Source organism: Rhodococcus jostii NBRC 16295 (genome assembly GCF_001894825.1).
Taxonomy (GTDB): Bacteria; Actinomycetota; Actinomycetes; order Mycobacteriales; family Mycobacteriaceae; genus Rhodococcus_F; species Rhodococcus_F jostii.
Map to the genome: position 1 here is coordinate 1 of NZ_BCWY01000107.1, position 26,786 is coordinate 26,786.

At 62.8% G+C, this 26,786-nt stretch carries 23 protein-coding genes and 1 pseudogene; 16 read left to right on the forward strand and 8 right to left on the reverse strand.

Annotated elements, in window-relative coordinates; all coding sequences use genetic code 11:
- The 3 genes from RJ1_RS38775 to RJ1_RS38785 all read left to right on the forward strand — a co-directional run.
- Positions 1 to 282: TetR family transcriptional regulator C-terminal domain-containing protein (locus RJ1_RS38775; protein WP_439958221.1), on the forward strand; the 282-nt coding region annotated here is incomplete at its 5' end.
- A 235-nt stretch (positions 283 to 517) separates the two neighbouring features.
- Positions 518 to 820: an epoxide hydrolase N-terminal domain-containing protein gene (locus RJ1_RS38780; RefSeq protein ID WP_205415348.1), complete on the forward strand. Its 303-nt coding sequence runs from the start codon at positions 518 to 520 to the stop codon at positions 818 to 820.
- A 374-nt stretch (positions 821 to 1,194) separates the two neighbouring features.
- Positions 1,195 to 1,479, forward strand: coding sequence for a YciI family protein (locus RJ1_RS38785; RefSeq protein ID WP_073368821.1), 285 nt, complete (start codon positions 1,195 to 1,197; stop codon positions 1,477 to 1,479).
- Between the two features lie 197 nt (positions 1,480 to 1,676).
- On the opposite strand, the gene RJ1_RS49090 is transcribed toward RJ1_RS38785, so the two are convergent.
- On the reverse strand, positions 1,677 to 2,084 hold the full coding sequence (locus RJ1_RS49090) for a transposase (RefSeq protein ID WP_162850308.1): 408 nt from the start codon (positions 2,082 to 2,084) through the stop codon (positions 1,677 to 1,679).
- 1,180 nt (positions 2,085 to 3,264) lie between these two features.
- Between RJ1_RS49090 and RJ1_RS38795 the strand changes: the two genes are divergently transcribed.
- The 4 genes from RJ1_RS38795 to RJ1_RS38810 all read left to right on the forward strand — a co-directional run bounded on the left by RJ1_RS38795 (position 3,265) and on the right by RJ1_RS38810 (position 8,382).
- The gene (locus tag RJ1_RS38795) at positions 3,265 to 4,737 is read left to right on the forward strand and encodes an aldehyde dehydrogenase family protein (RefSeq protein ID WP_073368823.1); all 1,473 of its coding nucleotides are present in this window, start codon (positions 3,265 to 3,267) and stop codon (positions 4,735 to 4,737) included.
- 104 nt (positions 4,738 to 4,841) lie between these two features.
- Positions 4,842 to 6,458 (forward strand): flavin-containing monooxygenase, encoded by a 1,617-nt coding sequence (locus RJ1_RS38800; protein WP_073368825.1) that lies wholly within the window; start codon positions 4,842 to 4,844, stop codon positions 6,456 to 6,458.
- Between the two features lie 45 nt (positions 6,459 to 6,503).
- Positions 6,504 to 7,409 (forward strand): alpha/beta hydrolase, encoded by a 906-nt coding sequence (locus tag RJ1_RS38805; RefSeq protein ID WP_073368827.1) that lies wholly within the window; start codon positions 6,504 to 6,506, stop codon positions 7,407 to 7,409.
- A gap of 172 nt (positions 7,410 to 7,581) precedes the next feature.
- Positions 7,582 to 8,382: a crotonase/enoyl-CoA hydratase family protein gene (locus tag RJ1_RS38810; protein WP_073368829.1), complete on the forward strand. Its 801-nt coding sequence runs from the start codon at positions 7,582 to 7,584 to the stop codon at positions 8,380 to 8,382.
- Between the two features lie 111 nt (positions 8,383 to 8,493).
- Here RJ1_RS38810 and RJ1_RS38815 read toward each other — a convergent pair whose 3' ends face one another.
- The 3 genes from RJ1_RS38815 to RJ1_RS38825 are packed head-to-tail and all read right to left on the reverse strand — an operon-like array spanning position 8,494 to position 11,905.
- Positions 8,494 to 9,522, reverse strand: coding sequence for an acyl-CoA dehydrogenase family protein (locus RJ1_RS38815; RefSeq protein WP_073368831.1), 1,029 nt, complete (start codon positions 9,520 to 9,522; stop codon positions 8,494 to 8,496).
- On the reverse strand, positions 9,522 to 10,667 hold the full coding sequence (locus tag RJ1_RS38820; protein WP_073368833.1) for an acyl-CoA dehydrogenase family protein: 1,146 nt from the start codon (positions 10,665 to 10,667) through the stop codon (positions 9,522 to 9,524). The genes RJ1_RS38815 and RJ1_RS38820 overlap by 1 nt, the downstream gene beginning before the upstream one ends.
- A gap of 14 nt (positions 10,668 to 10,681) precedes the next feature.
- Complete coding sequence (locus tag RJ1_RS38825) at positions 10,682 to 11,905, reverse strand: CaiB/BaiF CoA transferase family protein (RefSeq protein ID WP_073368835.1); 1,224 nt, start codon at positions 11,903 to 11,905, stop codon at positions 10,682 to 10,684.
- 152 nt (positions 11,906 to 12,057) lie between these two features.
- Between RJ1_RS38825 and RJ1_RS38830 the strand changes: the two genes are divergently transcribed.
- Positions 12,058 to 12,813 (forward strand): IclR family transcriptional regulator, encoded by a 756-nt coding sequence (locus RJ1_RS38830; protein WP_073368837.1) that lies wholly within the window; start codon positions 12,058 to 12,060, stop codon positions 12,811 to 12,813.
- Between the two features lie 24 nt (positions 12,814 to 12,837).
- Here RJ1_RS38830 and lipP1 read toward each other — a convergent pair whose 3' ends face one another.
- The gene (gene lipP1 / locus RJ1_RS38835) at positions 12,838 to 13,770 is read right to left on the reverse strand and encodes a LipP1 family hormone-sensitive lipase (RefSeq protein WP_073368855.1); all 933 of its coding nucleotides are present in this window, start codon (positions 13,768 to 13,770) and stop codon (positions 12,838 to 12,840) included.
- Positions 13,771 to 13,998: 228 nt separating this feature from the next.
- Here lipP1 and RJ1_RS38840 point away from each other — a divergent pair, with 228 nt between their 5' ends.
- The 3 genes from RJ1_RS38840 to nudC all read left to right on the forward strand — a co-directional run bounded on the left by RJ1_RS38840 (position 13,999) and on the right by nudC (position 16,116).
- Positions 13,999 to 14,742 carry an alpha/beta fold hydrolase gene (locus tag RJ1_RS38840; protein WP_073368839.1) on the forward strand — a complete coding sequence of 248 codons (744 nt, stop codon included), beginning with the start codon at positions 13,999 to 14,001 and terminating at the stop codon, positions 14,740 to 14,742.
- A 71-nt stretch (positions 14,743 to 14,813) separates the two neighbouring features.
- Positions 14,814 to 15,116: a Dabb family protein gene (locus tag RJ1_RS38845; protein ID WP_058037497.1), complete on the forward strand. Its 303-nt coding sequence runs from the start codon at positions 14,814 to 14,816 to the stop codon at positions 15,114 to 15,116.
- 73 nt (positions 15,117 to 15,189) lie between these two features.
- Positions 15,190 to 16,116 carry an NAD(+) diphosphatase gene (nudC, locus tag RJ1_RS38850; protein ID WP_073368841.1) on the forward strand — a complete coding sequence of 309 codons (927 nt, stop codon included), beginning with the start codon at positions 15,190 to 15,192 and terminating at the stop codon, positions 16,114 to 16,116.
- Between the two features lie 40 nt (positions 16,117 to 16,156).
- On the opposite strand, the gene RJ1_RS38855 is transcribed toward nudC, so the two are convergent.
- A complete protein-coding gene (locus RJ1_RS38855) occupies positions 16,157 to 17,983 on the reverse strand; it encodes a sigma-54-dependent Fis family transcriptional regulator (protein ID WP_240319655.1) in 1,827 nt (608 codons plus the stop codon).
- A 90-nt stretch (positions 17,984 to 18,073) separates the two neighbouring features.
- Positions 18,074 to 19,720: a long-chain fatty acid--CoA ligase gene (locus RJ1_RS38860; RefSeq protein ID WP_073368843.1), complete on the reverse strand. Its 1,647-nt coding sequence runs from the start codon at positions 19,718 to 19,720 to the stop codon at positions 18,074 to 18,076.
- Positions 19,721 to 19,980: 260 nt separating this feature from the next.
- On the opposite strand from RJ1_RS38860, the gene RJ1_RS38865 reads away from it, so the two are divergent.
- The 3 genes from RJ1_RS38865 (at position 19,981) to RJ1_RS38875 (ending at position 22,845) form a co-directional block, all read left to right on the forward strand.
- Positions 19,981 to 20,880 (forward strand): SMP-30/gluconolactonase/LRE family protein, encoded by a 900-nt coding sequence (locus RJ1_RS38865; RefSeq protein WP_073368845.1) that lies wholly within the window; start codon positions 19,981 to 19,983, stop codon positions 20,878 to 20,880.
- Positions 20,881 to 20,962: 82 nt separating this feature from the next.
- Complete coding sequence (locus tag RJ1_RS38870; protein ID WP_073368847.1) at positions 20,963 to 21,949, forward strand: NAD(P)H-dependent flavin oxidoreductase; 987 nt, start codon at positions 20,963 to 20,965, stop codon at positions 21,947 to 21,949.
- A complete protein-coding gene (locus tag RJ1_RS38875; RefSeq protein ID WP_073368849.1) occupies positions 21,946 to 22,845 on the forward strand; it encodes a crotonase/enoyl-CoA hydratase family protein in 900 nt (299 codons plus the stop codon). The genes RJ1_RS38870 and RJ1_RS38875 overlap by 4 nt, the downstream gene beginning before the upstream one ends.
- Before the next feature lie 482 nt (positions 22,846 to 23,327).
- Here RJ1_RS38875 and RJ1_RS48300 read toward each other — a convergent pair.
- Positions 23,328 to 23,663: pseudogene (locus RJ1_RS48300) on the reverse strand (acyl-CoA dehydrogenase family protein); the annotation flags it as partial.
- Positions 23,664 to 24,301: 638 nt separating this feature from the next.
- On the opposite strand from RJ1_RS48300, the gene RJ1_RS38890 reads away from it, so the two are divergent.
- Positions 24,302 to 25,939 carry a flavin-containing monooxygenase gene (locus tag RJ1_RS38890; RefSeq protein ID WP_073368853.1) on the forward strand — a complete coding sequence of 546 codons (1,638 nt, stop codon included), beginning with the start codon at positions 24,302 to 24,304 and terminating at the stop codon, positions 25,937 to 25,939.
- Between the two features lie 89 nt (positions 25,940 to 26,028).
- Positions 26,029 to 26,646, forward strand: coding sequence for a hypothetical protein (locus RJ1_RS48310; protein ID WP_240319654.1), 618 nt, complete (start codon positions 26,029 to 26,031; stop codon positions 26,644 to 26,646).
- The last annotated feature ends 140 nt before the right edge of the window (positions 26,647 to 26,786 follow it).

Here is a 26,786-nt window from a genome sequence, read left to right on the forward strand (position 1 = left end):
CTGCTGGCCCAGGCGGGCGGAACGCCGGGGGCCTCCGAAGTGGTCCGAACACTGCTGGCACAGTGGCGAACCCACGTCGTGGCCGGGATCGAGGCGATGCAGGCGGCAGGGCAGATCCGGGCGGAACTCGATGCCCCGCGCACCGCGTCCGCGTTCATCGCGGGAATTCAGGGTGGGGTGCAGGTCCTGCGGTCGACGGGCAGTGTCGAGGATCTCGAGGCCGTCCTCGACACTCTGATCGACTACCTTCGGGGCCCGGGATCGCCCGGCGCTACCTGCTGATCGGCTGGGACGCCATGGGGAGGAACTGGTTTGCTCAAACAGCTGGGCCGCATTCCCCACACTCCCGAGCGACATAATCTGCTCACCGCCGGCCGGTGCCAAGGTGGTCGAGTCGCGGCCAACAGGGCGGACGGCACCGCTTCCCTCACCCAGTAAAGGAATCCATGCCGTGACTATCCCCGGCAGGCCTTTCCTTGGGAGCCCACTGCGATCCATGTGTCCGACGAGGTCCTCGATGACCTGCGCGCCCGTCTCACACCGACTCGTCCGCCGCTGGACGAGGGAAGGGGGACTGGTCCTAGGCGTCCCGGACAGCTATCTCCGTGAGCTGGTCGCCTACTGGGGGGATGGCTACGACTGGCGCCAGGCCGAGGCCGCCATCAACGCCCACGAGCACTATCAGGTGCGTGTCGCCGGTGTTCCGGTGCACTTCTTGCGCAAGCTCGGCCGCGGACCTGACCCGATTCCGTTGATTCTCACCCACGGCTGGCGGTGGACGTTCTGGCACTGGTCGAAAGGTGATCGACCCGCTCACTGATCCGGCCGCGTTTGGTAGTGACCTCGCCCGCGTCGATGAACGTGGACAACAAAATCCGCAGCAGACAGGGCTGGCGTCGGTGAGGCGGTAGGTCGGGTTCGGTGCAGGTCGATAACGTGGGCAGTGGCCATCGCGTGGTCCTTCCTCGAGTGACTTTGGTAGGTCTCTCGGAGGGTCATGCGATGGCCGCCTTCATTGGGTCACGACACGCTGGTCAGATCCGATTCCGTTTCATACATCATCTTCATGGAGCAACCAGTGTTGCGAAATAGGACACGAGTCACCTCATCCGTGCTTTTAACCTTCTCAGGTGCGCACTCGATGTGCATGTTCGGAGCCGTTTCATGTCCTATTCCCCCGCTTGAGGAGTAACCATGGCCTTGTTCGCTGTGATCTGGTCGTATACCACCGATGCCTCGGTCAAAGAGGCTGCGCATGCCGAACACCTGACTTTCGTCAAGGATGCCGCTGCCAGAGGCGTGCTGCAGGAGGCCGGCGCCTGGGCCGACGGCGCCGGAGCCCTACTGGTCTTCCAAGCGGTCAGCGAAGACAACTTGCGTTCTCTGCTTGCGGAGGATCCTTACGTCAAGCATGGTGTGGTCGTAGAGCAGCACATTTACCAATGGAATCCAGTCATAGGCCCTCTCGTCGGCATCTAACGCCAATGCGGCACGCTCAGTCCCTGGTGGCTCGTTGTTGAAGTATCTTTACGGTTTGCCTTGGTATGTGCTTGGTCGGCGGTGTTGGTCCAGACGAACGGCGCGCAGCGGGTGTTCCATCCGTTGATGAAGGCGCGGACTTGGTGGTCAGCTCCTTGACGGAGCCGCAGGTCCGCGGTGGATGGCCTGCCGTTCGATCATTCCGACCACACCTCCACCAGGTTCATCCATGATGCCGAGGTGGGCGCGAAATGCACATGATACGAGGATTCTCGGCCAGCCACGCCCGGACTTCGGCTCTTGTGGGTGGCGTAGTTGTCCATCACCAGATGCAGCTCCCGCTCCGGGCAGGCGCGGGCGGGGGGTTTGAGGAAGAGAAGGAACTCCTGATGGCGATGTCGCGGTTTGCGCAGCCCGGTGACCCTGCCGGTGGCGATGTCCAGGGCGGCGACTCCCCCAAGGACTACGTCCAGCGAGGTACCCCAGGGTGGAGGTGCCGTGTCGGGCGTAGTCGTGGGTGCGCTGGCCGGGCGAGCCGATCCGCATCGACAGCATCGGCGCGGTCCGGCCCAGGGCTCGAATCTGCGACTTCTTCGTCCACGCACAGCACGATTGCGTTGTCGGTGGATGCCAGTACAGGCCGACGATGTCGAGCACCCAGTTCCGGATCGGTGGAAAACTTTGAACAGTGAGTTCAAGCCGTGGCAGTAAAGTTCCGTCTTTCCCCATGAAGGGGATTCTCACTGTCACAGCCTTGTTCGCCGCGCATCTGTGCGGCGCGAAAGATGTGATTCTACCAACGCTCTCGAGCTGTGCTGTAGTTCCAGCCACAGTCACAGCTGCCAACCCCGTACCCTTCTCGCTCAACAAATGACGTCGGGACCGGGGCGACGGTCATGCCTGCTTACGAAGGCTGGGTTTCGAAGTCTTTGCGGGCAACGCAGATTGGCCCTCGGCTGTCGCATGAGTATGTTACGTAGGTCGTGAGTGGAGCGCGGGTGTGCCGGCGAGATCGCTCGTCTATGCCGTGGAGTGTGATTCGACCATTCACCGGAAAATCAGTGTGGAACTCAGCGATTGCTTGAGTTAGTCCTAGTGTTGGACAAGGATATTCGGCGCCCGCCTGCCATCGACTCCAGGATCGGACGGCGAGATCGACCATCTGTGCCGCTACCTCCTCGATCCCGCCAGGTTTGTCGCACCTTCCTCCTCGGCGCAAGCGCAGATTGCTTATATACGTAAATTTATCTCCTATTGTGTTTTCTGAGTTTGGGTGTCATGCTTGCCCTGCAAGGTGTTCCAGGTCACTTGGGGTAGTCATTGCCGAATCGGGTTGTCAGGTGGCCGGGGCGTTGGACGGCCTACTAGCTATAGCCCTCGCAACGATCGATGTCTCCTTGCGCCGCAGTATATTTGCGAACGGAGAGCGGGTGTCGACAAGGCCGAGTCGCTGGACGGACGACGCCAGTCCGGGTGTCGGCCGAAAGCGCCAGGCAGCAGCGAGTCTGATGCCTGTGACTCTTCAAAGAGTGCTGAGTGCACGTTTTTTGGGACAGGAGAGTGATCTGTTTCCAGCTGCTTCGACTGCGGTCGCTCTACTGCACTGAGCACGGAAAGTCCGACATCGACCCGCCCGCGGTGGAAGTACGGACTACAGAACTGCCGAGAAGATTTTCGTACTGGCATACCTGCCGCGTTGCGCGGACGGGGGATTAGACAATTCATCTCCGCGCCGAGTGGTGAACTTCCCACCATTTCTGCGCCTACACAGATCGGGGAACAAAGATGTCCATGAGCTTGGACCACCCAGCATTGTCGTCGTCGATCGCTGACGGGAGAACGTTGTACATCGCAGGTCGATGGAGCACCGCCACCGACACTTTCGAGCGTGTAGATCCCGCAGATCTCCGCCGTGTGACGGGAATCTACGCTTCGGCGACTCCCGGCAATGTCGAGGCTGGGTATGCGGCCGCCGCCGGTGCTCAACCAGCGTGGTCCGAGACGACAGCGATTCAGCGGTCCGACTTTCTTCGTTCTGCCGCTGACCTTTTGGAAAACCGCGTTCACGACGCTGCCCTGACGATCACCGCGGACATGGGGAAGGCGATCCGCGACGCACGCGCCGAGGTCCTGCGAAGTGTCGCCATTCTCCGCTACTACGCCGGTGAGATCCTCCAGCCCAGTGGAGAGACGTATCCCAGTGCTGATTCACACACGATGCTGATGACGGTAGAGGAGCCGCTCGGCGTCGTCTGTGCAATCACACCGTGGAACTTTCCCTTCGCGCTTCCGGCATGGAAAATTGCGGCGGCAATAGGTTTCGGGAACGCAGTTGTGTGGAAGCCCGCCGAACCGGCCTGCGGATCCGCAGTGTTCCTGACCCGGATCCTCGCAGAAGCCGGGTTGCCCGCCGGGGTCCTCAATCTGGTGACAGGCAGCGGTAGAAAGCTTTCGGCGGCACTCACGGGGAACGCGCGACTCGCAGCCTTGACCTTCACCGGTTCGGGTGCAGTCGGGTCGCGACTACGTCAGGCCGTCGCCGATCGCAACGTCAAGGTCCAGCTCGAGCTGGGCGGCAAGAACCCGTCCATTGTGCTCGCCGACGCCGATGTCGAGGATGCAGCCCTGCAGATCGTGAAGAGCGCGATGCTCCACACGGGACAGCGCTGCACAGCGACGAGCCGGGTCTACGTGGACCGCACCATCGCTCCCACACTACGAGAACTGCTGGTGAAGCACGCCGACGCACTCGTCGTCGGTGATCCGTACGACGAAGCCACCGACATCGGACCACTTGCCTCGGTGGAGCAACGTGACACGGTGGCCGGATACCTGCGACTCGCCCGCGACGAGAACGCCGAGTTCCTTACGGGCAGGGAGTTCGATTCCGACACTTGCTATATCGGCCCCACCGTTCTGGCTGGAGTGTCGGAGAGGAGCAGGCTCGTCCGGGAGGAGATCTTCGGGCCAGTCGTGACCGTGCAGGAAGTCGATGGATTCGACGGTGCACTGAAGGCCGCGAACGACACGGACTACGGCCTGTCCTCTGGAGTGTTCACCAGAGACGTCGCGACCGCGATGACCTTCATCCGGCGCACTCAATCGGGGTTGGTGCATGTCAATCGCGAGACGAGCAGTGTCGAGCCACATGTGCCGTTCGGTGGCCTCAAAGGCTCGAGCAGCATGAGCAGAGAACAGGGCAAGGCCGCACGTACCTTCTTCACAACCACCAAGACCGCGTATGTCCGCTGGACCTAGAGGCCACGCCGGACGAGCTGTCAAGAATTCAGCTCATCACAGTCTGCGACACCGAGCGCAATCAACAAACCGCAAGCAACCCTTGGCATCAAGAGGAGACAACAATGAGCGCTACCGCACCAGCCGTGACCGAAGTACTCGACGTACTCGTTGTAGGAGCAGGATTCGCCGGGCTGTATCAGCTCGAACATTTGCGGAGTCGAGGGTACTCGGTGAAAGTAGTCGAGGCGGGTGAGGACCTGGGCGGAATCTGGCACTGGAACCGCTATCCGGGTGCCCGAGTGGACAGTGAAGGTCCCATCTACCAGTTCGCGCGCCCCGACCTATGGGATGACTTCGCGTTCTCCGAGCTCTACCCCGGAGGTGATGAACTGCGCCGCTACTTCAAGTACGTCGACGCGAAGCTCGATCTGAGCAAGGACATCTACTACAACACCCGCGTTGCTTCCGCGGAGTTCGACGATGCGGCGAACACCTGGACCGTGATCGCAGAGAGCGGAACCATTTTCGTCTGCAAGTACTTCGTTCTGTGCACCGGATTCGCGGCAAAGCCGATCTTCCCGAAGCTCCCGGGAATGGACAGCTTCGCAGGGATCAACCACCACACCGGTCTGTGGCCGGAAGGCGGAATCGATTTCGCAGGAAAGCGAATCGCCATCATCGGTACCGGGGCCAGCGGTGTGCAGGTCGCTCAGGAGGCGTCGAAGGAAGCCGCACAGCTGACCATCTTTCAGCGCACCCCCGTTCAGGCGCTCCCGATGCGACAGCGCCAGCTCACCGATGAGGACAACGCGAAGATCAAGTCCGATCTGGCGGACAGATTCCGTCGTCGTTCGGCGTCATTCTCCGGCTTCGACTTCGACTTCATTCCCAAGTCAGCCCTCGCGGTGAGCGACGAGGAGCGAACCACCACTTATGAGCGACTGTGGGAGTGTGGTTTCGAGTTCTGGCTCGGAACGTACCAAGACGTCTTCGTCGACGATGACGCAAACGACACAGCCTACGAGTTCTGGCGTGACCGGACGCGTGCCCGGATCAAGGACCCGGTCATCGCCGAGAAGCTGGCGCCGATGAAGAAGGCGTACCCCTTCGGCGTAAAGCGCCCCTCGCTGGAGCAGACGTACTACGACATCTTCAACCAGGACAACGTGCGTCTCGTCGATCTGCACGAGGACCCGATCGAGACGATCACGCCCACCGGGCTGAAGACCACATCGGAAGAGCACGAGTTCGACATCATCGTCTATGCAACGGGCTTCGATGCCGTCACCGGTGGCCTGACTGCCATCGACATTCGCGGCACCGACGGAACATTGCTCCGGGACAAGTGGTCGAACGGTGTGCGGGCAAACCTCGGGGTCGCAACGGCAGGATTCCCCAACCTGCTGTTCCTCTACGGACCACTGAGCCCGTCGGGCTTCTGCAACGGGCCCAGCTGCGCCGAGATCCAAGGTGACCTCATCGTCAACACCATCGACTACATGCGGGACAACGGATTGAACCGTATCGAATCCGAGCCGGACGCGGATGCTGCCTGGTCCGATCACGTCGCCGAGCTGACGGCCGAGGCGCTCTATGACAAAGCCGACTCCTGGTACATGGGTGCCAACGTCCCGGGTAAGCCGCGGCAGTTGCTGAACTACCCCGGTGGCCTTCCCCTCTACCTGGCCAAGTGGGACGAGACCGTGTGTGCGGGATACAAGGGCTTCACGCTTTCCTGAACAGTCGATTTTCCTCCCTCGAGCAGTGATGAAAGTGAGCAACACATGTCCGTGAGCAAAGAATCCCTGTTCCTCAATGACCTGTACGCTTCGTGGCTTATCCGGTCCGAAGGAATGGACCTCGCCAGTCAGCGAGACATGTTCGAAGAGTGGCATCTTCCGACCATCGAACCCATCGACGTCACCTATGAGGAAGTGACAGCCAACGGTGTGTCGGCAACATGGGCGAAGCCCTTGGGGGCCGCCGAGGACCGCGTGATCGTCTTCACCCACGGTGGCGGGTTCGTGACAGGTTCACGGTTCTCACACCGCAAGCTCGCGGCACACCTCGCCAAACTGGCGGGTGTTCACGCTCTGATCGTGGACTATCGGCTCGCGCCGGAGCACAAGCACCCGGCCCAACTCGAAGACTGCATGGCCGTCCACAAGTGGCTCCGCACGCAAGGTTACAAGGCGGAGAACACGGCGACTGTCGGCGACTCGGCGGGTGCCAATCTCGCGATCTCGACAGCGTTCGAACTCGCGAGCCTGGAACTACCCACTCCTGCTGCCGTCGTCACGCTTTCGCCGTGGCTCGATATGGAGATCAAGGGGTTGACGGTCGAATCGAACGACGCGGTCGACGTATTGGCCAAGAGGGCGGTTCTGGAAATGATGCGGGAGATGTTCCTCTCCGAACCCGCAGATGCAACGGACCCGCGCGCGAACCCACTGCTCAACGGCTACACCGACTTCCCTCCGGTGTACGTATCGGTCGGAGGCCATGAGACGCTGCTGGACGACTCACGTCGGTTGGCCGAATTGATCGAGAAGGTGAGTGGCGAGGTCGTGCTCGACGTGGTCGATGAGCAACAGCATGTATTTCACTTCAACGCGGGGCGGGCGCCCGAGGCGGATCAAGCGTTGAGCCGGATTGCCCAGTGGCTGCGACCCAAGTTGGGCCTCGCCTGAACTCCGCCCGCGCCGCGTGCGTATGAACGCGAAGGCTCTCGGCGGCAAGAGGTGAAGGTGCTCGTCGGCGGCGGTCTACACGGGTCTGGACCGCCGTCGCCGAGTTCGTTCGCGTGCCGGTCGGGCATCAGTCGAACGATCGATCCGCAGTGAAGTTAGGGGAGATACACCCATGGATAGTCCAGTCCTCGTCCAACGCGATGGGTTCATCGAGACATGGACGATTAATCGACCGGCGCAGAGCAATCCTATTTCCGGGATGGAGGTAGTCGACGCATTGGTCGCCTGCGTGGAGGCCGTGAACGCCGACTACGGTGTGCGAGCTGTCATCGTCACCGGTGCCGGTTCGACGTTTTCCGCCGGCGGCAACGTCAAGGACATGGCGAATCGTCGCGGATTGTTCGGGGGGAAGCCTCACGAACAACGGGATGGCTACAGAGCTGGGATACAACGGATTCCGCGGATCATGTACAACTGCGACGTGCCTCTCATCGCAGCAGTGAACGGCCCTGCAATCGGTGCCGGATGCGACCTCGCCCTCATGTGCGACCTCCGCATTGCCAGCGGAAGGGCATTCTTTGCAGAGAGCTTCGTCAAGCTCGGAATCATCCCGGGTGACGGTGGCGCGTGGCTGCTGCCCAAGGCCGTCGGGATGGCGCGGGCGGCAGAGATGATCTTGACGGGCGACCGTGTCGACGCGATCAAGGCACTCGAGTGGGGATTGGTCTCCAGTGTCGTTGCGCCGGAGAAGCTGCTCGACGAAGCTCGTGCGCTCGCCGGCCGGGTGGCCGCCAATCCGCCACACTCGGTACGGATGGCCAAGAGGCTCCTCCGCGAGGGACAGCACCAAAGCCTCGACAGTCTCCTCGAATTATCCGCTGCCATGCAGGCGCTGGTTCAGCAGACGACCGATCACACGGAGGCAGTCAACGCCTTCATGGAGAAGAGAACTGCCGCCTTCACCGGCGAGTGACGTGCCCGAGAAACCGAAGAACTCCGTGGAGGCGAATTGGATGCTTCCACGGAGTTCTTTTTTCAGGTCTGCTCGCGAAACTGGTGCCCCTTCTGGTGGCGACTGGGCACTTCAGCGGGTGATGAGGCCCCAGATATTCTCGCAACCTGCTTCGAGAGCGGCGGTAGTCAAGGTGTCGTCCCAGTAGTGGACGGATCCGAATTCCGAGCGCCACGCCAGGGCGGGTTTGGTGAATTCGTGCAGCCTGTGCTCGCGGGTGGTGCCGATCGCACCGTGCACCTGGTGGGCGTTACGGACGACGACCGATGCCGCGTGTCCAGCACACGACCGGGCGACGGCAATGAGGAGTTCGAGGTTCTCACTCGACCACTGCGTGCGGACCGCTTCCGTCAGTGCTGCTTCGGTCGCTGTTCGGGCGAGGGAAGCTTCGGCTGCCATGTCAGCCACCACGTTCTGCACGGATTGAAATCTGGCCAGTGGGCGTCCGAATTGCACTCGCTCGGTGGTGTGGGCGACGGAGAGATCGAGGATGCGGTCGAGGGCGGCACACACCTGCAGCGCTCGGATGAGGGCGCCCCGCAGAAAGAGTTGTCGGATCACCGAGTCCGACACTGGGGTGCCCGACAATGCGATCGTGTCGGCGGAAACGATGTCGCGGGGTTCGTCGGCGAGGTTGGACCCGGAGGTGATGTCGAAAAGTGTTGTCTCGAGGTCGGCGACGACGTACGTGTCGTTCTTCCGCCAGACCGTGACGATCTTGTCTGCCTGGGACGCCCACGGCACGCCGCGGGCGACGCCTTGCTCGTCGAGTACGCATGCGGTGAGGCGCGCATCGTCCATCGGTAGGCCGGCTTCTTCGAGGAGCCAACCGGCGAGCAGGTCGTGTTCCGCGAGAGGAACCCGGACCCCGTGCGATGCCGCGGTGCGCAACAGTTCCGCGGCCTCGTACCAGCCTGCGCCGCTGCCGCCGGTCTCTTCGCGGCCGGTCAGCCGGACAAGACCCAGTTCGTCGAGGCGTGCCCACAGGGAGGGATCGCACGTGGCCATACCGTTCTCGGGCCGGTTCCGTTCCCGGTGAGCGGAAAAGACCGCGGACATCATGTCGGTGAGGTCCGCGTCGACCGTGGTTGGTGCGTGCATCAGCGCATCCCCAATCCCCGCGCGATCACGCCGCGCAGAACTTCGTTGGTGCCGCCCCGCAGAGTAAATCCCGGGCGTTGGACGATGGCGTCCTCGAGCATCGAGGCGTATTGAGTAGCCGAAGATTCATCGGTGAGGAGGTCGGCGAAGTCGGCTATGTCGCCTTCGGTGGACGTCCCGAGGACCTTGACCACGGCTGCGGCGGTGTCGGCGGGTTCGTGGCGCTCGAGTGCGCCCGCCACTGCGGTCGACATCTGGTGCAGACCGGCGATCCGTCCGAAATACCGGCCCAGATTCGAATGCCGCGGCAAGGTTCCCTGCTTCATCTGTTCGGCGGTCTTCGCGAGCAGGACGAACGTCGACAGGAATCGCTCCGGGCCGCTGCGTTCGAAGCTGAGTTCCGAGGTGACCTGCTGCCACCCGTTGTCGATGGTGCCGAAGACCATCTCGTCCTCGACGAGGACCTCGTCGAGGAGGACCTCGTTGAAGTGGTGCTGCCCGTTCATCGACACGATCGGCCGGATGTCGACTCCGGGGGCGTGCAGATCGACGATGAACTGGCTGAGGCCATCGTGTCGATGTGCCGGATCGAGTGGGGCGGTGCGGGCAAGGCAGATGAACGCGTCAGCGCGATGAGCACCGGAGGTCCAGACCTTGACTCCGGTAATGGACCACCCTCCGTCCACTCGGGTGGCCTTTGTGCGCACACTTGCCAAGTCGGACCCGGAATCCGGCTCGCTCATACCGATACCGAAATAGCATTCTCCGCGCGTGATCGCCGGCAAGAACTTGTGCTTCTGGACCTCGGTGCCGTACTTCAGCAGCGACGGGACGATCTGCCGGTCGGCGATCCAGTGGGCGGCGACGGGGGCGCCAGCGGCGAGCAACTCTTCGGTGACGACGAACCGTTCGCGGTGGCGGCGACCGTGGCCGCCGTACTCGGCCGGCACGGTCATGCCGAGCCATCCGCGGGCGGCCAATGCACGTGTGAAGTCTTCGTCCCAGCCGGTCAACCAGGAGTCGACCTGTCGGCCGATCTTGCCTTCACTGAGTTGCTCGGCAAGAAACTCACGGACTTCGGTCCGCAAGTCGTCCATGGCGTGTGGGTCGCTGGAGACCGGGGGCACCAATCTGAGGTTGGTCATGATGGTTCTTCCATTCAGGAGGAGGTGGCCTGAGGCGACGTCGCCGTCACGACGGATGCATCGGCCAGCGCATGGACGCGGTCGGCGGAGTAACCGAGATCTTCGAGGATCGTGAAGGTGTCCTCACCGAGCAGGGGAGCGTGTCGGCTGAACGAAATCGGTGTGCGCGACATCGCGAACGGAGTGCGGGTGGCGTAATACTCGCCTTCGGTGGGGTGTTCACGCTTGGTGATCAATCCCTGGTCCAGGACGTAGGCGTTCTCGTGTGCGTGGGCAAGATCGAGTAGGTCGGACGCGGGAATTCCCTGTGTCTGACACAAGTCCAACCATTCCCGCGTGGTCCGGCTCGGGACGGCCTCACGGATCGCCGAGAGAAGTTCGCCCATGTGGGTGTGGCGGTCGTTCACCGAGGCGTAGCGGGGGTTGTTCACCAGATCGGCGCGGCCGGCGATGATGAAGAAGTCGTTCCAGTTCTTCGCCGAGTACGGCATGATGCAGATCCAGCCGTCGGCCGTCTGGTGCGGGACTCGTTCCGGTGTCAGCACGCGCGCCCATCCGAAGTTCTCTTCCGCGGGGACGAAGGTGTGGCCACCGAAGTGCTCGACGAGGTTGAAGCCGATCATCGCGTCGACCATCGGCACGTCGACCTCCTGGCCGAGGCCGGTACGGTTCTTCTCCATCGCGGCGGCGAGGACGGCGATGACGATGTAGAGCCCGACGACCTTGTCGGCGATGACGTATGGGGCATAACGAGGTTCTCCGTCGATGAGTTCCGTGAGTTTCGCGGCCCCGGACGCGGCTTGCACGATGTCGTCGTAGGCGGGGTAGTCCCGGAAGGCGGTCTCGGAGCCGTACGCCTGTGCGGTGCAGAGGATCAGTCCCGGATTGTTCTCCGAGAGCCGCTCATAGGTGATGCCCAACTTCTGCCGGGAGCGCGGCCGTAGATTCGTCACCAACACATCCGCGTTGCGCACCAGATCGTCGAGGATCTCGCGGCCTTCCGCGGAGGCGAGGTCGATCGCGATGCTGCGCTTGTTGCGCTGAAGGTTGAGTGTCAGAGCGCTCATACCGTCATGGCGGCGGGCACCTACATCTCGGCTCATGTCACCGTCGAGACTCTCGACCTTGATGACGTCTGCGCCCATGTCGGCGAGGGTTGCGGTGGCGAAGGGGCCCATGATCACGGTCGTCAGATCGATGACGCGCAGACCATGAAGAGCGCCGGGTGTGAGTTCCACTGAAACCTCTTTCGCTGCGACAGGAAGCACTTCAAGGACTATGTCAGCCTGAGCAGTTATCCGCAATAAAGGAGTTGATTACAGATATAAGTAAGATAGAGTGGGTGGTGACCGCTCGGATGGAGCAGTGCCCGTAGGGAGAATGTGCCGTGATGCAACCAGATGACGCCCTCAATGTTCGAGGCCGCAGTCGCCATCGAACCGTGGACCGCATTGCTGCGATTCTTGAGCTCGTAGCCCGATCCCGCACCGGACTCACCTTGAGCGGGATGGCCAAAGAGCTCGACGCGCCGATTAGTTCGACGCAAGGTCTCGTCAACGGCCTCGTTGCGACGGGTTATCTCGAGGAGCACGAGCGACGGTACTCACTCGGCAGTGCCCCGTATCTACTCAACCGCCTGGCTGGGCGGCAGCCCGTCTCGACGGTCACGCACACCGACCTCGAAGACGTCCACGCGAGTTCCGGCTTGACGACCGTGCTGTCGATCGCCGTCGGTCCGAACATCTTCTACGTCGACTACTGCTCTTCCGACCCACGGTTCGCGTACCTCGCCGAGAACTACGTGAGGCGATCGCTCATCCGTACCTCCGGCGGCTGGATACTGCTTGCCGGGATGGAGAAGCGTGACCTCTGGGCGTACATCCAGACTCTGCCCGACGAGGATCGCGACACTGTCGAGCGGTTCTTCGCTGCCCTACCGGAGATCGAACAGACCGGAATCTGCGCCTCCCCCAACGAGTCGACCGACGGCGACGGTGTCTCGGTCGCGGTTCGTGAGAACGGCAAGACCGTCGCCGCCGTCGGTGTCATCGCACCACATACCGTGATCACGAAGGAGCGCGACAGGCTGGTCGCCCTCTTGGAGCAAGGTGCCCGGAGTTGGTCCGATCGCAGTGTACGACTGTAATGCAGCCGACCCGGGACACCGTGGTCAGCCGGCGAACTGCTTGCCGAGGAATTCGACGACGGCACCGTGCAGTTCAGCGCTGCGCGGAATGGCACCGGTCATCCAGTACACGGCATGGACAAGGCCTTCATACAGTTCGACCTGCACGGGGACGCCCTGGTCGGCCAACCTCCGGCCGTAGTCCACGCCCTCGTCCCGAGTGACCTCGTATTCGTTGAGCAACAGCAGGGTGGAGGGAAGCCCCGCCAGATCCGCGGCCTTGGCCGGGGAGGCGTACGGATTCTCGGCGTCTTCCGGGGTGGCCAGGTACTGCTCCCAGAACCAGTCGATGGCTGCCGTGGTGACCAAGTACCCCTCGGCGTTCTCCTCGCGCGACGGGAATCGTGCCGTGCCGTCGATGACCGGATAGATCAATACCTGAGCGCGCAGTGCCGGGGCGCCGGTGTCGCGTGCCCGGAGGGCTGTGACCGCGGCCAGGTTGCCTCCGGCGCTGTCACCCATGACGGCTACGCGCGTGCCGTCGCCACCGAAGTCGGCTGCGTGCTCGACGACCCAGTTCAGTGCGGCGAACGCATCTTCGGGTGCGGCAGGAAACTTGTGCTCGGGAGCCAGCCGGTAACTCAGTGCAGCCACGATGACTTTCGCATCTGCGGCGAGCGCGCGACATGGCTGCTCGGTGACGTCGAGGCTGCCGGCGACCCAGCCACCGCCGTGGATGTACACCACGATCGGCAGAGGTGTTTCGGACTCCGGGATGTAGAGACGCACTGCCTGGTCGCCACCGGGGCCGGGGTAGACCGTGTCGACGACACGAGCGACGTCCGCCTTCGGTGCCTGGAGGCCGCTGAAGGACTCGACGACCCCACGGACTTCAGCAATGCTCATCTGCTCGAACGACTTCAGCCCCTGCTCGTTCAAAGTGTCTATCAAATTCTTGACCGCAGGATCGAGTGCCATGGTGTTCTCCTTCATGTCATGAGCAAGTCTGCTCAGCCGGCAGGTGGAGCCACACTATGGGTGCGTTCGGCGCGGGGAGTGTCCGAAAATCACACACGCATCCGCGCCCCCGGGTGTCACGGGCGTGTGTTTCACAATCGGACACGCCGACGCCCTGCGGTTCTAGTTTGATTCGGAGTGATCAACAGACGGCTGGAATTTCAGCGTCGCGGACAGAGAGGAACGGCAGTGAGCGCGATTGCAGCGATCGAAGGAAGCGGTGACCATCGGACCTTGGTGTTGCACGGCTGGGCGCTGGACAGCAGCGTATGGCTCACCGCCCGCGCCCGGACGGATCAGTCCCGCTTCACCTACGCGTACCTCGACTTTCCGGGATACGGGGTCAACCGTCCCGAAGCACCGGCCGACGGAATCGACGGGATGGCCGTGGTCGCCCTCGACGCCGCCGATCAGCTCGGGTGGTCGACCTTTTCCGTTCTCGGACATTCGATGGGGGGCACCACAGCGCTTCGGGTGGCGACCCTCGCACCTGAACGTGTGACCTCGGTCGTAGCACTGACGCCCGTCTCCCCGGCAGGTACCCCTCTCGACGAGGCGACCTACGGTTCCTTCGCCGGGGCCTGGGCAGACCCGGGTGCAGCCATCCGTGGCGCACTGGCACCATACATCGACGAGACAGATCTGAAGAACCTCGTCGACCGCAACCGCTCGACGATGGACCAGGCAACCTGGGAGTCCTACCTGAAGAACTGGACCAGTCCCGACTTCCTCGACCGGATGGGCACCTACGAAGGGCCTACCACCCTGATCGTGGGTGAGAGCGACCCGTTCGTCACCGCCGAGTACCTCGGGGACACGTTGGCGGCGTTGAAGAACGGGAACCTGAAGACCGTTCGGGGCAAAACCGGGCACTACCCCATGGTGGAGAACGCTCCGGAGACGGTGGCGTTGTCGGAGCAATCTCTGTACTGATCTGACCGGGAACGCATCCCGGGTTCCGGCCGTGCCACGTTCGAATCACGAATCCAGGGAGGATTCTCACCATGTTGAATCACGTTGTGACGTTCAAATGGAAGCAGGACGTCAGTGACGAGCACATTCAGTCCTTTCACGAAGCTCTGAGCGCGGTCTCGGAGAAGATTCCGGAGGTCGTGGAATACCGTTACGGAAGGGATCTGGCCCTCAAGCCCGGTAGCGGCGATTACGCAATCTCCGCGACCTTCGAAGACGTTCCCGACTTTCGCACCTACCTGGCACATCCCGATCATGTGCGCCTGGTCCAGGAATTCATTTCGGTGATGGCCGAATCGTATTCGTCCGTTCAGATCGAATTCGCCTCGCGATAGGCGCGACGGGACCGTCGTTCGTCGAACGACGGTCCGGTCGACAGTGTCGCTCGTTTCCGAAAGTTGTGATCCAGTGGTGAGTGTCGAACACACCGGGCAGGCCCCGTCACGTGGTGCCCTGAGCCGTCCCGTCTCGGTGCGTGACGACGCGGCGGCGTGGGTGGAGGCGTGGCCGGATGCCCGAATACTTCGCGTGAACGGTCGCGGTCAGGTCCGGCTTGTCGACAGACAACTGATGCTGGAACCGGCCGCCGACCTCTACTCCGAGCCTCCCGCGCGCGCCGTGCTGCTCGGCGTCTGTGGCACGGTTCACGAGTGGGCGGTGCGGGACGAGTTCCTCGCTGACAATTCCTCAGCGGGACCCGAGGTCGAGGTCGGTGACCTGCGCTCACACGGAGCACTCCTCGATGCTGCTGACGCCGACCGGTATGTCACAGCGTTGGCATTGCTGACGTGGCAGGACGACGCCCATTTCTGCGCGCGGGATGGGGCGCCGACAACGATCACCTCGGGTGGTTGGATGCGCGTGTGCACGGCGTGCGGCCGGGAGGAATATCCGCGTACCGATCCCGCGATCATTTGTCTGGTGCACGACGGGGCAGAGCGAGTACTGCTGGCGCGTCAGGCGAACTGGTCGGCACGGAACTTCTCGACGCTGGCGGGCTTCGTCGAGGCGGGCGAGTCTCTGGAAAGCTGTGTGGCACGGGAAGTTGCGGAGGAGGTCGGTCTCGCTGTCTCCGACGTGGTCTACGTCGGAAGTCAGCCCTGGCCCTTCCCGCGCTCCCTCATGGTCGGATTCCATGCCACCGCCGACCCTCGCGACGAGCTCGTCTTCAGGGATGGCGAGATCGGCGACGCTCTCTGGTGCACCCGCGCGGAGGTGCGGGAGGCTCTGGCTGCCGGGGATTGGACGAGCTCGGCGGATGCGCGCGTGTTGTTGCCCGGCGCAGTCTCGATTGCCAGGCGCATGCTCGAGGTCTGGGCGCGAGCCGGTGACTGACGCTCTGTCTCGATCGGCACGGTCCCGTCATCGACTGGCACTACTGCGGAAGGAACCGGCTTCCGTCGATTCCCAGGGCGCGCATCTTGCGGTAGAGGGTGGAGCGAGCTACCCCCAGGCGTTGCGCAGCCAGCAGTTTGTTGCCGTCGGTCTCGACGAGTGCCCTGAGCAACGCGTCACGCTCCGCCAATTCGAGTGAGGTCGAGGCATTTCGGCGGCGTAGATCACCGTCGCGGTATCCGTCGGGCAGATGCTGCACTCCGATGTCGGAGCCCATCGACCGCAGGAGCGAGGACGCCAGGACCGATTCGAGCTCTCTGACATTTCCCGGCCAGTCCCGCGCGACCAGCAGTTGCAAAGCAGTGGGTTGTAGTCGCAGGCCGTTGCGGTCCGGGGCGTGCTTACGTAGTAGGGCGACACTGATGTCGGCGACATCTTCGGACCGAAGTCGCAGTGGATCGATCTCGATGCGGCGCATGAAGTGATCGCACAGTCGTCCGGCGGGGCCTCGACGGACCCCTTCGCCGGCGGTGGCAATGATGTGGGCGCGATGGTCGACGGCCTCACTGAGGACCGCGCAGACGTTGGAGACCAGTTGTTCCGGCAGCAGATCGAGATGCCGGATGATGAGGGCTCCGTCGACCTTGTTCCAATTGACCAGTCCGGCAATCCACGCGGTGGGGTCGACGGAGGCGGTACCAGCGTCGAACACGGTGAAATGGCCGTCGGCATCCCGCATCCGGTGGAGGGCGCTCGCGGCAAAGAACTTGCCGGCGCCGGGTTCTCCGGTGACGAGCACAGGTGCGTCGATCGAGGCGAGCCGCTCGAGTTCGGTCTGCAGCCGTTTCGTCGACAAACTGCGGCCGGGGATCTTGACAGTCTCCGTGCGTCTTGCGACGGGGGAGGCCGACGCCAATTGACGGGCGGACGACTTCTTCGTATCGCGGGGATGCTGCCGCATCTCGATGATGATGCCCGCCGGCGTACGGGAGTCTCCGACTCTTCGTGCAGCCGCGGAAACCGTGACGTTGTCGGCGAGCCTGACTTCCCCGATGTATTCGTCGCGGCCGGCCAGCATTCGGCATGCCCAATCCCACAGGAGCGCCTGGTCGGACGTGTCGATGATCTGCGCGGCCATCGGAGTGGTCATGATGACGTCCTGATTCAAGGACACCACTGCAGAGGAGCCGCGTCGAGAGGCCTGCAGGAAGGACTGGAGAAGCAGTTGCTCGCGATCGGAGGACTCGGCGTAGAGGCGCGACTGAATCTCGCGAACGGCTGATTGCGCCAGGGCGCCCATCAGCGCGTTGGAGTCCGACAGGTTGGAGGTGATGTCGAGTATCCCCTCCACGGTGCGGGTGATCGGATGGATGATAGGAACACCGACGCACGCCAGGCTTTGCAGCGCCTCACGGAAGTGCTCACCCCCGCTGACTTGGAACGGTCGTCGCTCCTCCAACGCGGTGCCGATCCCGTTGGTGCCGGTGTCCTCCTCGGCATAGCGGAAACCGGGTGCGACGTAGGCGCGGTCCAAACGCGCTCGCAACCCTGCGTCGCCCGCCCTGCGGTCGACGATCTGAGCGGCGGAATCGGCCAGCAGGATGGTCGCGGGGGCGTCCTGCAGGTGCAGGACGAGGTTGTCGATCACGGGATCGGCGGCTCTCCTCAACCGGCTGTCGCGATCCACGTCCGGCGTGTAGGGAAGGTCGCCGTCGCCGGACGAGACGCCGATAACTTCACACCGCCGCCATGACGCCTCGATCTCGGGCCGGAGGGTGTTCAACTCCTGGCTCTCTCGTGATGGCGCTGATGTCCAGAATCGTTCACGTTCGTTCCATGGCTCGCGGCTTGCCTTGTCGATACTCATAGCCACCTTACATAACTGGTCAGGGGATTTTCCGAGCTGACCCTCCTCGTAATGTAACCTGGCTCACATCTTTGGGTGTGTCCCGTTTTGCTACAGTCTGCTCGCTGTACCGGACCTGGTGGGAATGACTGCAACGTTGTGGTCGCGACCATCGGAGACTGTGCTCGCCTGGTCTGTCGATGTGGGCCGACCTGTGTTTTCCCGATGTTGTCGTCTGATGTCGGCTTTGTCGATCTTGCCCATTGCAGTCTTGGGGATCTCATCGACTCTCACGAAACGATCGGGCAGCCAGAATCGGGGGAGTGTTGTCGCCAGGAACGTCCGGAGCTCCTCGTCGGTCACGTCGGCGTCCAGCCGGAGCCACGCGAGGGGGCGTTCCTGCCATGTGTCGTCCGGTATGGCGATGACGGCGGCCTCCGAGACGGCAGGATGAAGCATGAGCGCATTCTCGAGGTCCACCGAGGAGATCCATTCCCCGCCGCTCTTGACGAGGTCCTTTTCGCGGTCTTTGATCTGCAGGCCGGCATCTGGGTGAACGGTCGCCACATCGCCGGTGCGCAGCCAGCCGTCTCGAAAGCTGTCCGGCGTTCGTGGATCGTCCAGGTATTCCCGGGCGACCCACGGGGAACGTACTTCCAGTTCGCCGACGGTCTGACCATCCCAGTGTTGCGGTGAGCCGGTTTCGTCCACGACGCGGAGCTCGAACAACGGCAGTGGCCGGCCCTGCATCGAGCCGCCGGGGGAGAACGTGCCCATCGGAGATGTTTCGGTCATGCCCCATCCATTTACGACGCGGGCGCCTTGCTCGGCCCACCACCGCGCCAGCGCGACCGGCGGCACCTGCCCTCCGAGCCACATCGTCTTCAGCTCCGAGAGGTCGTAGCCACAGTTTCGGCGTAGGTGCTCGTCGCGCATCAGGGCGGCGACCGTCGGTGAGCCGACGAAGGTGTCGGGCCGTTCGCCATGGATCAAGTCCAGGAACCGCTCGGGTGTGGGGTGCGGTCCGGGCAGCACCAGACGTGCGCCCTGGAGCGCCGCCGCGTAGGGGACACCCCAGCCGTTGACGTGCGACATTTGGGTGGCGAGCAGGTAGGCCCGCTCCGCGTCGATCTCGACTCCGCCCTTGGTGCTGATCGCCATGGCGTGGAGCACGATGCTCCGGTGGCTGTAGACGACGCCCTTGGGCGACCCGGTCGTTCCCGAGGTGAAGCAGATCGACGCCGCAGTGTTTTCGTCGACCTCCTGGAAGGACCCGTGGGTGGATGCACGTGAAACGAACCGGTCATAGGGAATGACCTGGTCGAAGTCATCGATCGCACCGGGTTCGCCCACAACGATGAGGTGACGAACCGTGGGAATCCGGCCACGCATCGCCTCTACCGACGGGAGGAGATCCTCGTCGACGATCAGGACCTCATCTGAAACATGGTTGATCGTATAGGCCATGTGTTCGACCGGCATGCGGTGATTTACCGTGTGTAGGACGGCCCCGAGCGCTGGGACCGCGAAGTAGGCCGCCAGGTGCTGACGGGTATTCCACGCCATGGTTGCGATTCGGGACCCGCGTTTCACGCCGATCGATGCGAGCGCACCGGCCAGATCCCTCACGTCGGATACCAGGTCCCGGTACGTGAAATTGCGAACCCCGTCCGAAGTCCAGGCCGTGTTGATCCGAGCGCCATTCACGTTCTCGGCGCGCCACAGCAGCCTCGCCACCGACAATTGACTGCTCATCATGAGCCCATCCACCGGTCCTACCGCCTTTCATCAGATCGCTCCAAGTCGGGTCCTCGATGGATGCCAACTCTGCGACCACGTAATAGGCCGATCCTGTACCCCCCGTCAGGCACAAGGTGTCCGATAACGAGTCAGCCCTTGCCTCAACGTGGTGTTGCATTTTCGGACATTCGTTTGATCACTCAGCCGACGACAGTGGTGGAAACCGCGGGTTTGAAATGCCGAGCCCGAAACGACTTCAAATCTAAAGGGGCACAACCATGACCGAATACACGCTGCGAACCATTGTCGATGGCTACTCGTACCTCGAGGGTGCCCGCTGGCATGACGGACGTCTGTGGTTTGCGGACTTCTACACCCACACCGTAAATGCTGTGAACGCCGACGGCAGCATCGAACTTGTCGCGACGATCCCGTACCAACCCTCTGGGCTCGGTTGGCTGCCGGACGGGCGGCTGCTGATCGTGTCGATGAAGGACCGCAAGGTGCTGCGGCAAGAGTCGGACGGCACACTCGTCGAGCATGCCGACATCCATGACCTATGCGGTGGCCACGCCAACGACATGGTCGTGGACGCCCAGGGAAGGGCCTATGTGGGCAACTTCGGATTCGACCTCATGGGTGGGGCGCCACACGAGCACACAACTGTCGTCCTCGTCGACACCGACGGAAGCGCCTCGATCGTCGCCGACGGACTGTCATTCCCCAACGGCATGGTCATCACTCCCGATGGTTCAACCCTGCTGGTCAACGAATTGTTCGGCAATCGGATCTCGGCATTCGACATCCACCCGGACGGCACGCTCGGCGAGCGAATCGAATGGGCCGGCTACGGAGACCTCGGTGCCGAGCCCGACGTCGGCACACGACTCGAGGCCGCCACGATCGTGCCCGACGGTCTGACCCTGGACGCCGAAGGCGCTGTGTGGATTGCCGATGCCGGGAACAACCGAGCGGTGCGGATCGCCAAGGGCGGCGAAATCCTCGACGAGGTCAGTACCGCACCCGACGGGGTGTTCGCCGTCGCGCTCGGCGGCGACGACGGGCGCACCCTGTTCTTGTGCGTCGCACCGAATTTCGACGAGACCGAACGCACCGCAACCCGGCTGGGGCGCATGCTCGCCACCGAAGTGGACGTACCACACGCCGGCCGCCCCTGACCCTCTGGATCCCGCGGCGGAACCGTCTCCCGCAGCGGGTCCGGCGTTGATCTCACATTTCAACTGACCAAGGAGCCCCGGGGTGTTCACTACCTCCTTCACACGGATCTTCGACGTGGAGCATCCCGTCGTCTGTGGCGGCATGACTGCGGTCGGCACTGCCGACCTCATCGCTGCCGTCGCAAACGCGGGTGCTCTCGGATTCCTCTCCGCTCTCTCCCAGCCGACACCCGAAGCCTTGGCCGAGGAGATCGAAAGGTGTCGGTCCATGACCGACCGACCCTTCGGTGTCAACCTGACGATCCTGCCAACCCTCAAACCTGTTCCCTACGAGGACTACCGCGCCGTCATCATCGACTCCGGCGTGGGTGTCGTCGAAACGGCGGGTAGCAACCCCGCTCCCCATCTGCACGCCTTCGCCGCCGCCGGCATCAAGGTAATCCACAAGGCCGTCTCCGTGCGCCACGCACTGAAGGCGGAGCAGCTTGGAGTCGACGCGGTCAGCGTCGACGGGTTCGAATGTGCCGGCCATCCCGGAAACGACGACGTCCCCGGTCTCGTCCTGATCCCTGCCGCTACCCGCAAATTGTCGATCCCCGTCATCGCCAGCGGCGGATTCGCCGATGGTGCCGGCCTGGCGGCGGCTCTGGCATTGGGGGCCAGCGCAATCAACATGGGAACCAGATTCGTCGCCAGCACAGAGGCGCCCGTCCACGAGAACGTCAAACGCCAGATCACCGTCAACGACGAACGATCCACGCAACTGGTGTTCCGAGAGTTCAACAACACCGCCCGCGTTGCCCGCAACTCCATCTCGGAGAGAATTTCCGAGATCGCCGCGCTTCCGAACGCAACATTCGACGACGTCGCCGATCTTGCCTCCGGGGCGCGCGGCCGCCAGAAGGTGCTGGCCGGCGGTGACGTGGACGCCGGCTTGTGGTGGGCCGGGCAATCACAGGGGCTGATCGACGAGATCCTCACCTGCGAGGAGATCGTGACCAGCACGGTCAAGCAAGCCCATGATCTGATCGTGAACGGACTTCCCCGACTGACGGGTGCCGTCCGATGATCCGCACCGTGGATGCCGAGTACGAGACGATCTCCCTCGAGCTGCGCGACGGCGTGCTCATCGTGACGCTGAATCGACCGGCGTCGCTCAACGCCTTCACCATCACCATGGCTGATGAGCTCGAGCACCTCTTTCGGGCGGTCAATGACGACGACGACGTCAACGCCGTGGTGGTGACCGGCGCGGGCCGTGCGTTTTGCGCCGGTATGGATCTCACGACCGACGGCAACGTGTTCGGCCTCGACGAGACATTGGAGCCGACCCTCCGCGATATGGGTGACTTGCAGGACCCGGTCATTGCGCGCGGCGTCCGCGACACCGGCGGGCGGGTCACACTTGCGGTGTTCGACTGCCTCAAACCCGTGATCGCCGCCGTCAACGGCCCCGCCGTGGGCATCGGCGCCACCCTGACCTTGTCCATGGACGCCCGCCTCGCCTCCACCGCAGCACGATACGGGTTTGTCTTCGGCCGCCTCGGGATCACACCCGAAGCAGCCTCGACCTGGTTCCTGACGAGGATCGTCGGACTCGATACCGCGCTCGACCTCGTGTACTCCGCCGACATCCTCGACGCGGCCGACGCGGCCGAGATCGGCCTGGTTCGCTCGGTCCACTCGCCGGACGACCTTCTCGATGCCGCGCTTGCACTGGCACATCGCTTCACTCGCGATCGATCGCGTGTCGCCACCGCCCTGACCCGGCAGATGATGTACCGCAACGCGCTTGTCGATCACCCCGCCGAGGCTCACCGCATCGATTCACTCGCCATGTTCTACACCAGTATCGGAGATGGTAGGGAAGGTGTCCAAGCATTCCGAGAGAAGAGGAAGCCCCAATTCGCGGGGCGCGTATCAACCGACCTTCCTGACTTCTGCACCGACTGGATAGAGCGGTAGTGCCGCTGAGGCATAGGCTGTGATGTCTCTCGCGGAATACGGGTAGCACCATTCATCGTCACTGCTACCGGCCGCCGAAGTCCCACCAGCGGGCTCGAACTCGACGAGCCCACTGGTGGCCGATCAGCTGTGATCTGGGCAGTCCAACAGCCGATGGCCGCGCGAACCCGGCGCTTCCCTCATGCGGTCGAGGCTGATTTGTGGGCGCCCGCCGAGATCATCGCCACCCCGTCGCGGCCGGCCAACTGAACGACGGCCGCGCAGGAGGAAGAAAAGGCACCGTTATCGTCACCGTCTTCTACATGCGATGCGACGCACCTGCGGATCTCTTTCTCAGTGCTGGGGTGTGGGGACCACGGCCACGATCTTTTCGGCCCAGAGAAATTACGCGATGACCGGGCCATGAGACCGCTGACCACATCCCTCCCGGTGTTGCGGAGCCTGTCGGACGGTCCGTTGCAGGACTCGGCCAGCGCGTAACACAAACCGAGTTCGCGGCCGATCAGTTCCTTCATGAGCTCATTTGGATCCGGCCCCGATCTTGGTGACGCGGGCATCACGCCAAGCGCGGGCCACCCGGTACTCCGTCATGTAGCCGTAGCCGCTGTGGAGTTGGACGCAATGGTCGATCTACTTCGTTCTGCACGTGCAAGGCAAACAACTTGGCCTTGGCGGCGTCAAACGGCGTCAATCGGCGTCAACTCGGCGCCCATGTGGGCACTCACACACTGATCGATGAATACTCGGGTGACTTCGATCCGAGTATTCGACGGCGAGGCGGAACTTATCTTATTGTGCTGAAACTGGCCGATCGACTGCACTGCATAACCTCGGCAGCCAGCGCCGTTTCTGCTCCTCACCGGTGAGGTGGACAACGTACGGTGCCACGACGTCCGCTGGATGCCGACACAGCAGCCGAGCGCCACGCTCAACTTGCAGAGTTCCTCGAACAGCACATATGAAAGGCTTGTTCCCCGGCCGCATGCTCGACAAGGTCGGTCAAGACGAGCCAGATACTGCGGAGCTGTTCTCCGGGGACGTCCAGGTTCCCCCGGACAACGTCATCGGTGAGCTCAACACCGGCTTCATTCACGGTGAGGATGGCGACATCGCTCGATCGCCGCCACGGTGGCGCGGGAGGAGCCCGCGCCAGTACGAAGAAGTCTTGTTGCTCGATGCCGCGCGGGACTGTCCGGGTGGGCTACAGGCCATTGTTCCGGTCAAAGATGTTGCTGCAGTTGCATGGTGGATGCCGTCAGATGAGTTGGCCGTTTGCTCCGCGAGGCGTACTTGCACGTGTGCCTGGTGCCTTCCGGGTGTCCGGTGGATCGATATCGGACAGTCCCAGGTTCTCGAACCGCCCTAGCGTATGTGATGTCGGTCATACGAACGGCCGGGCTGGCACACATCGACCGGCCCCCACACAGGTCCCAATCATTTCACTCAAGGAGGCAGCATGACCACGACACCGACCGATCCGAGGGAGCTCTACGAGACGAGCGGCGCCCTGGACGTCCTCGTCATCGGAGGCGGCTTCGCGGGTCTGTATCAACTCGATCAACTTCGTTCACGCGGATTTTCGGTGAAGGTCGTCGAAGCCGGTGACTCGCTGGGGGGCATCTGGTACTGGAACTGCTACCCGGGTGCTCGAACCGACAGTACCGGGCAGATCTATCAGTACTCACGCGAGGACCTGTGGAAGGACTGGAGCTACGACGAGCTCTACCCGTCATGGTCCGGTGTGCGCGACTATTTCGCCTACGTCGACCGCAAGCTCGATCTGTCCCGAGACATCATCTTCAGTACCCGGGTGACGTCTGCCGACTTCGATTGCGAGCGGAACCAATGGACAGTGCGCACCGACACGGGCCGGACGCTGCGCGCCAGGACTGTGGTGATCTGCACTGGATTCGGCGCCAAGCCGTACATTCCCCGAATCAACGGCCTCAACAGCTTTGCCGGCGAATCTCACCACACCGCATTGTGGCCCCAAGAGGGTCTGGACATGGCCGGCAAACGTGTGGGGATCATCGGCACCGGGTCGAGCGGCGTTCAGGTCACCCAAGAGGCCGCCGCAGGCGCCGAACAGATCACCATCTTCCAGCGGACGCCCAACCTTGCGCTGCCGATGCGACAGCAACAGTTGACAGACCAGCTCAAGGAGAAGCTGAAGGAACACCTTCCCGAGCGATTTGCCCAGCGCCGGAGGTCGTTTGCCGGATTCGACATGGACTTCATCCAGAAAAGCGTGTTCGAAGTCTCGGACGAGGAGCGAGCCGACACTTACGAAAAGATGTGGGCTACCGGCGGTTTCGAGCTATGGCTCGCCAACTACCAAGATATCTTGCTCGATGAACACGCGAACCGCACCATGTACGACTTCTGGCGCAACAAGGTCCATCAGCGCGTCACCGATCCGGTCAAGGCCGAGAAGCTTGCCCCGAAGGATCCGCCCCATCCGTTCGGGACGAAGCGACCCTCGCTGGAGCAGAACTTCTATGATGTGGTGAACCAGGAAAACGTCGACATCGTCGACGTCAACGAGGATCCGATCGAGCGGATCACCCCGACGGGTGTCCATACCAAGTCCGGTCCACGCGAGTTCGACATCCTGGTGTTCGCCACAGGTTTCGACGCGAACCGCGGTGGCATCACGTCGATCGATATCCGAGGCACCAATGATCAACTCCTGAGCCACAAGTGGTCCGAGCGACTCGATACCTTCATGGGACTCGCCACTGCAGGATTCCCCAACCTGATGTTCGTGTACGGCCCGCAGAGCCCTGCCGGATTCTGCAATGGGCCCACTTGCGCGGAGGTGCAAGGAGAGATCGTTGTCGACTTCCTGACTCACGTTCGCGACGGCGGATACCAGCGGTTCGAGACCAGCGAGGACGCAGAGCAATCATGGACGGCGCACGTGGAGGAAGTCTTCCACATGTCGCTCTTTCCGCGGGCCAAGTCTTGGTATCACGGGGCAAACATTCCCGGTAAGCCGAGTCAGATGCTCAACTACTCTGGCGGCCTTCCTTCCTACTTCGATCACTGGGAGGAAAACGTCGCGGCCGGGTACAAGGCATTCACACTGTCCTGATCACGCGCGCGAACGGCGGACAGGTCGACCAACAGCGGATCTCGCGGAAATCGTCAGGCGCAGGGTCCGGCGGCCGTCACATCCTGCCAATGAGTTCCGATGATGGCGGTGGTTGCGGCATCCGACCTGCTCGCCCTCGACGCGAGCGAGCCGCCGGCCTGACGACCGTCCGGCGGCCGCTCGTCGACAATGGCCCCAAAGCGGCGCAACTGCTGCTGGAACTTGTGTATGCCGAGCTCGAGCGCCGCGGTTTGTCGGCGGAGAACGCGATCTTCGGGATGGGTGGCGGGCTGTTGCAGCACTGCAACCGGGACACGATGAACTTCGGGCAGAAGGCGTCCGCGGTTTGTGTGAATGGTGAGTGGCGGGGCATCGCGAAGGCGCCGACCGGGGATGCGATGAAGGCGTCCAAGCGTGGCCGCCTCGGGTTGCGACTGTCGCAGGGTGAGTATCGGACGGTGCCGCGGGAGTCGATCTCGCCGGAGGCGAACATCCTGCAGCCGGTGTTCCGTGACGGCAAGTTGCTGCGGAAGTGGGATTTCTCCGAGCTGATCGAGCGTAGTGAGTGGGAGGTGCCGGAGAGCTATTACGCCGAGGCCATCGCACCGTGCGTGAAGGTGCCAGTCCGCCGCAATTGTTCGCGGGCATACGGATTGCCGGTTCGTGTATGGCTAGGCATTGTGTGCGTAGTCAGTTCGCTCTGGTAGCTGCGGTGAACCTGCTCGTGGGCGGAGGCGGAGCGTGCAGAGAGCGCTTGGCATGTGCGAGTGAGCGCTGTGCGGCTGCGGTGACGGCTTCGGCGGTGAAGCCGAACTCGCGGAACAGGGTCTTGTAGTCGGCGGAGGCG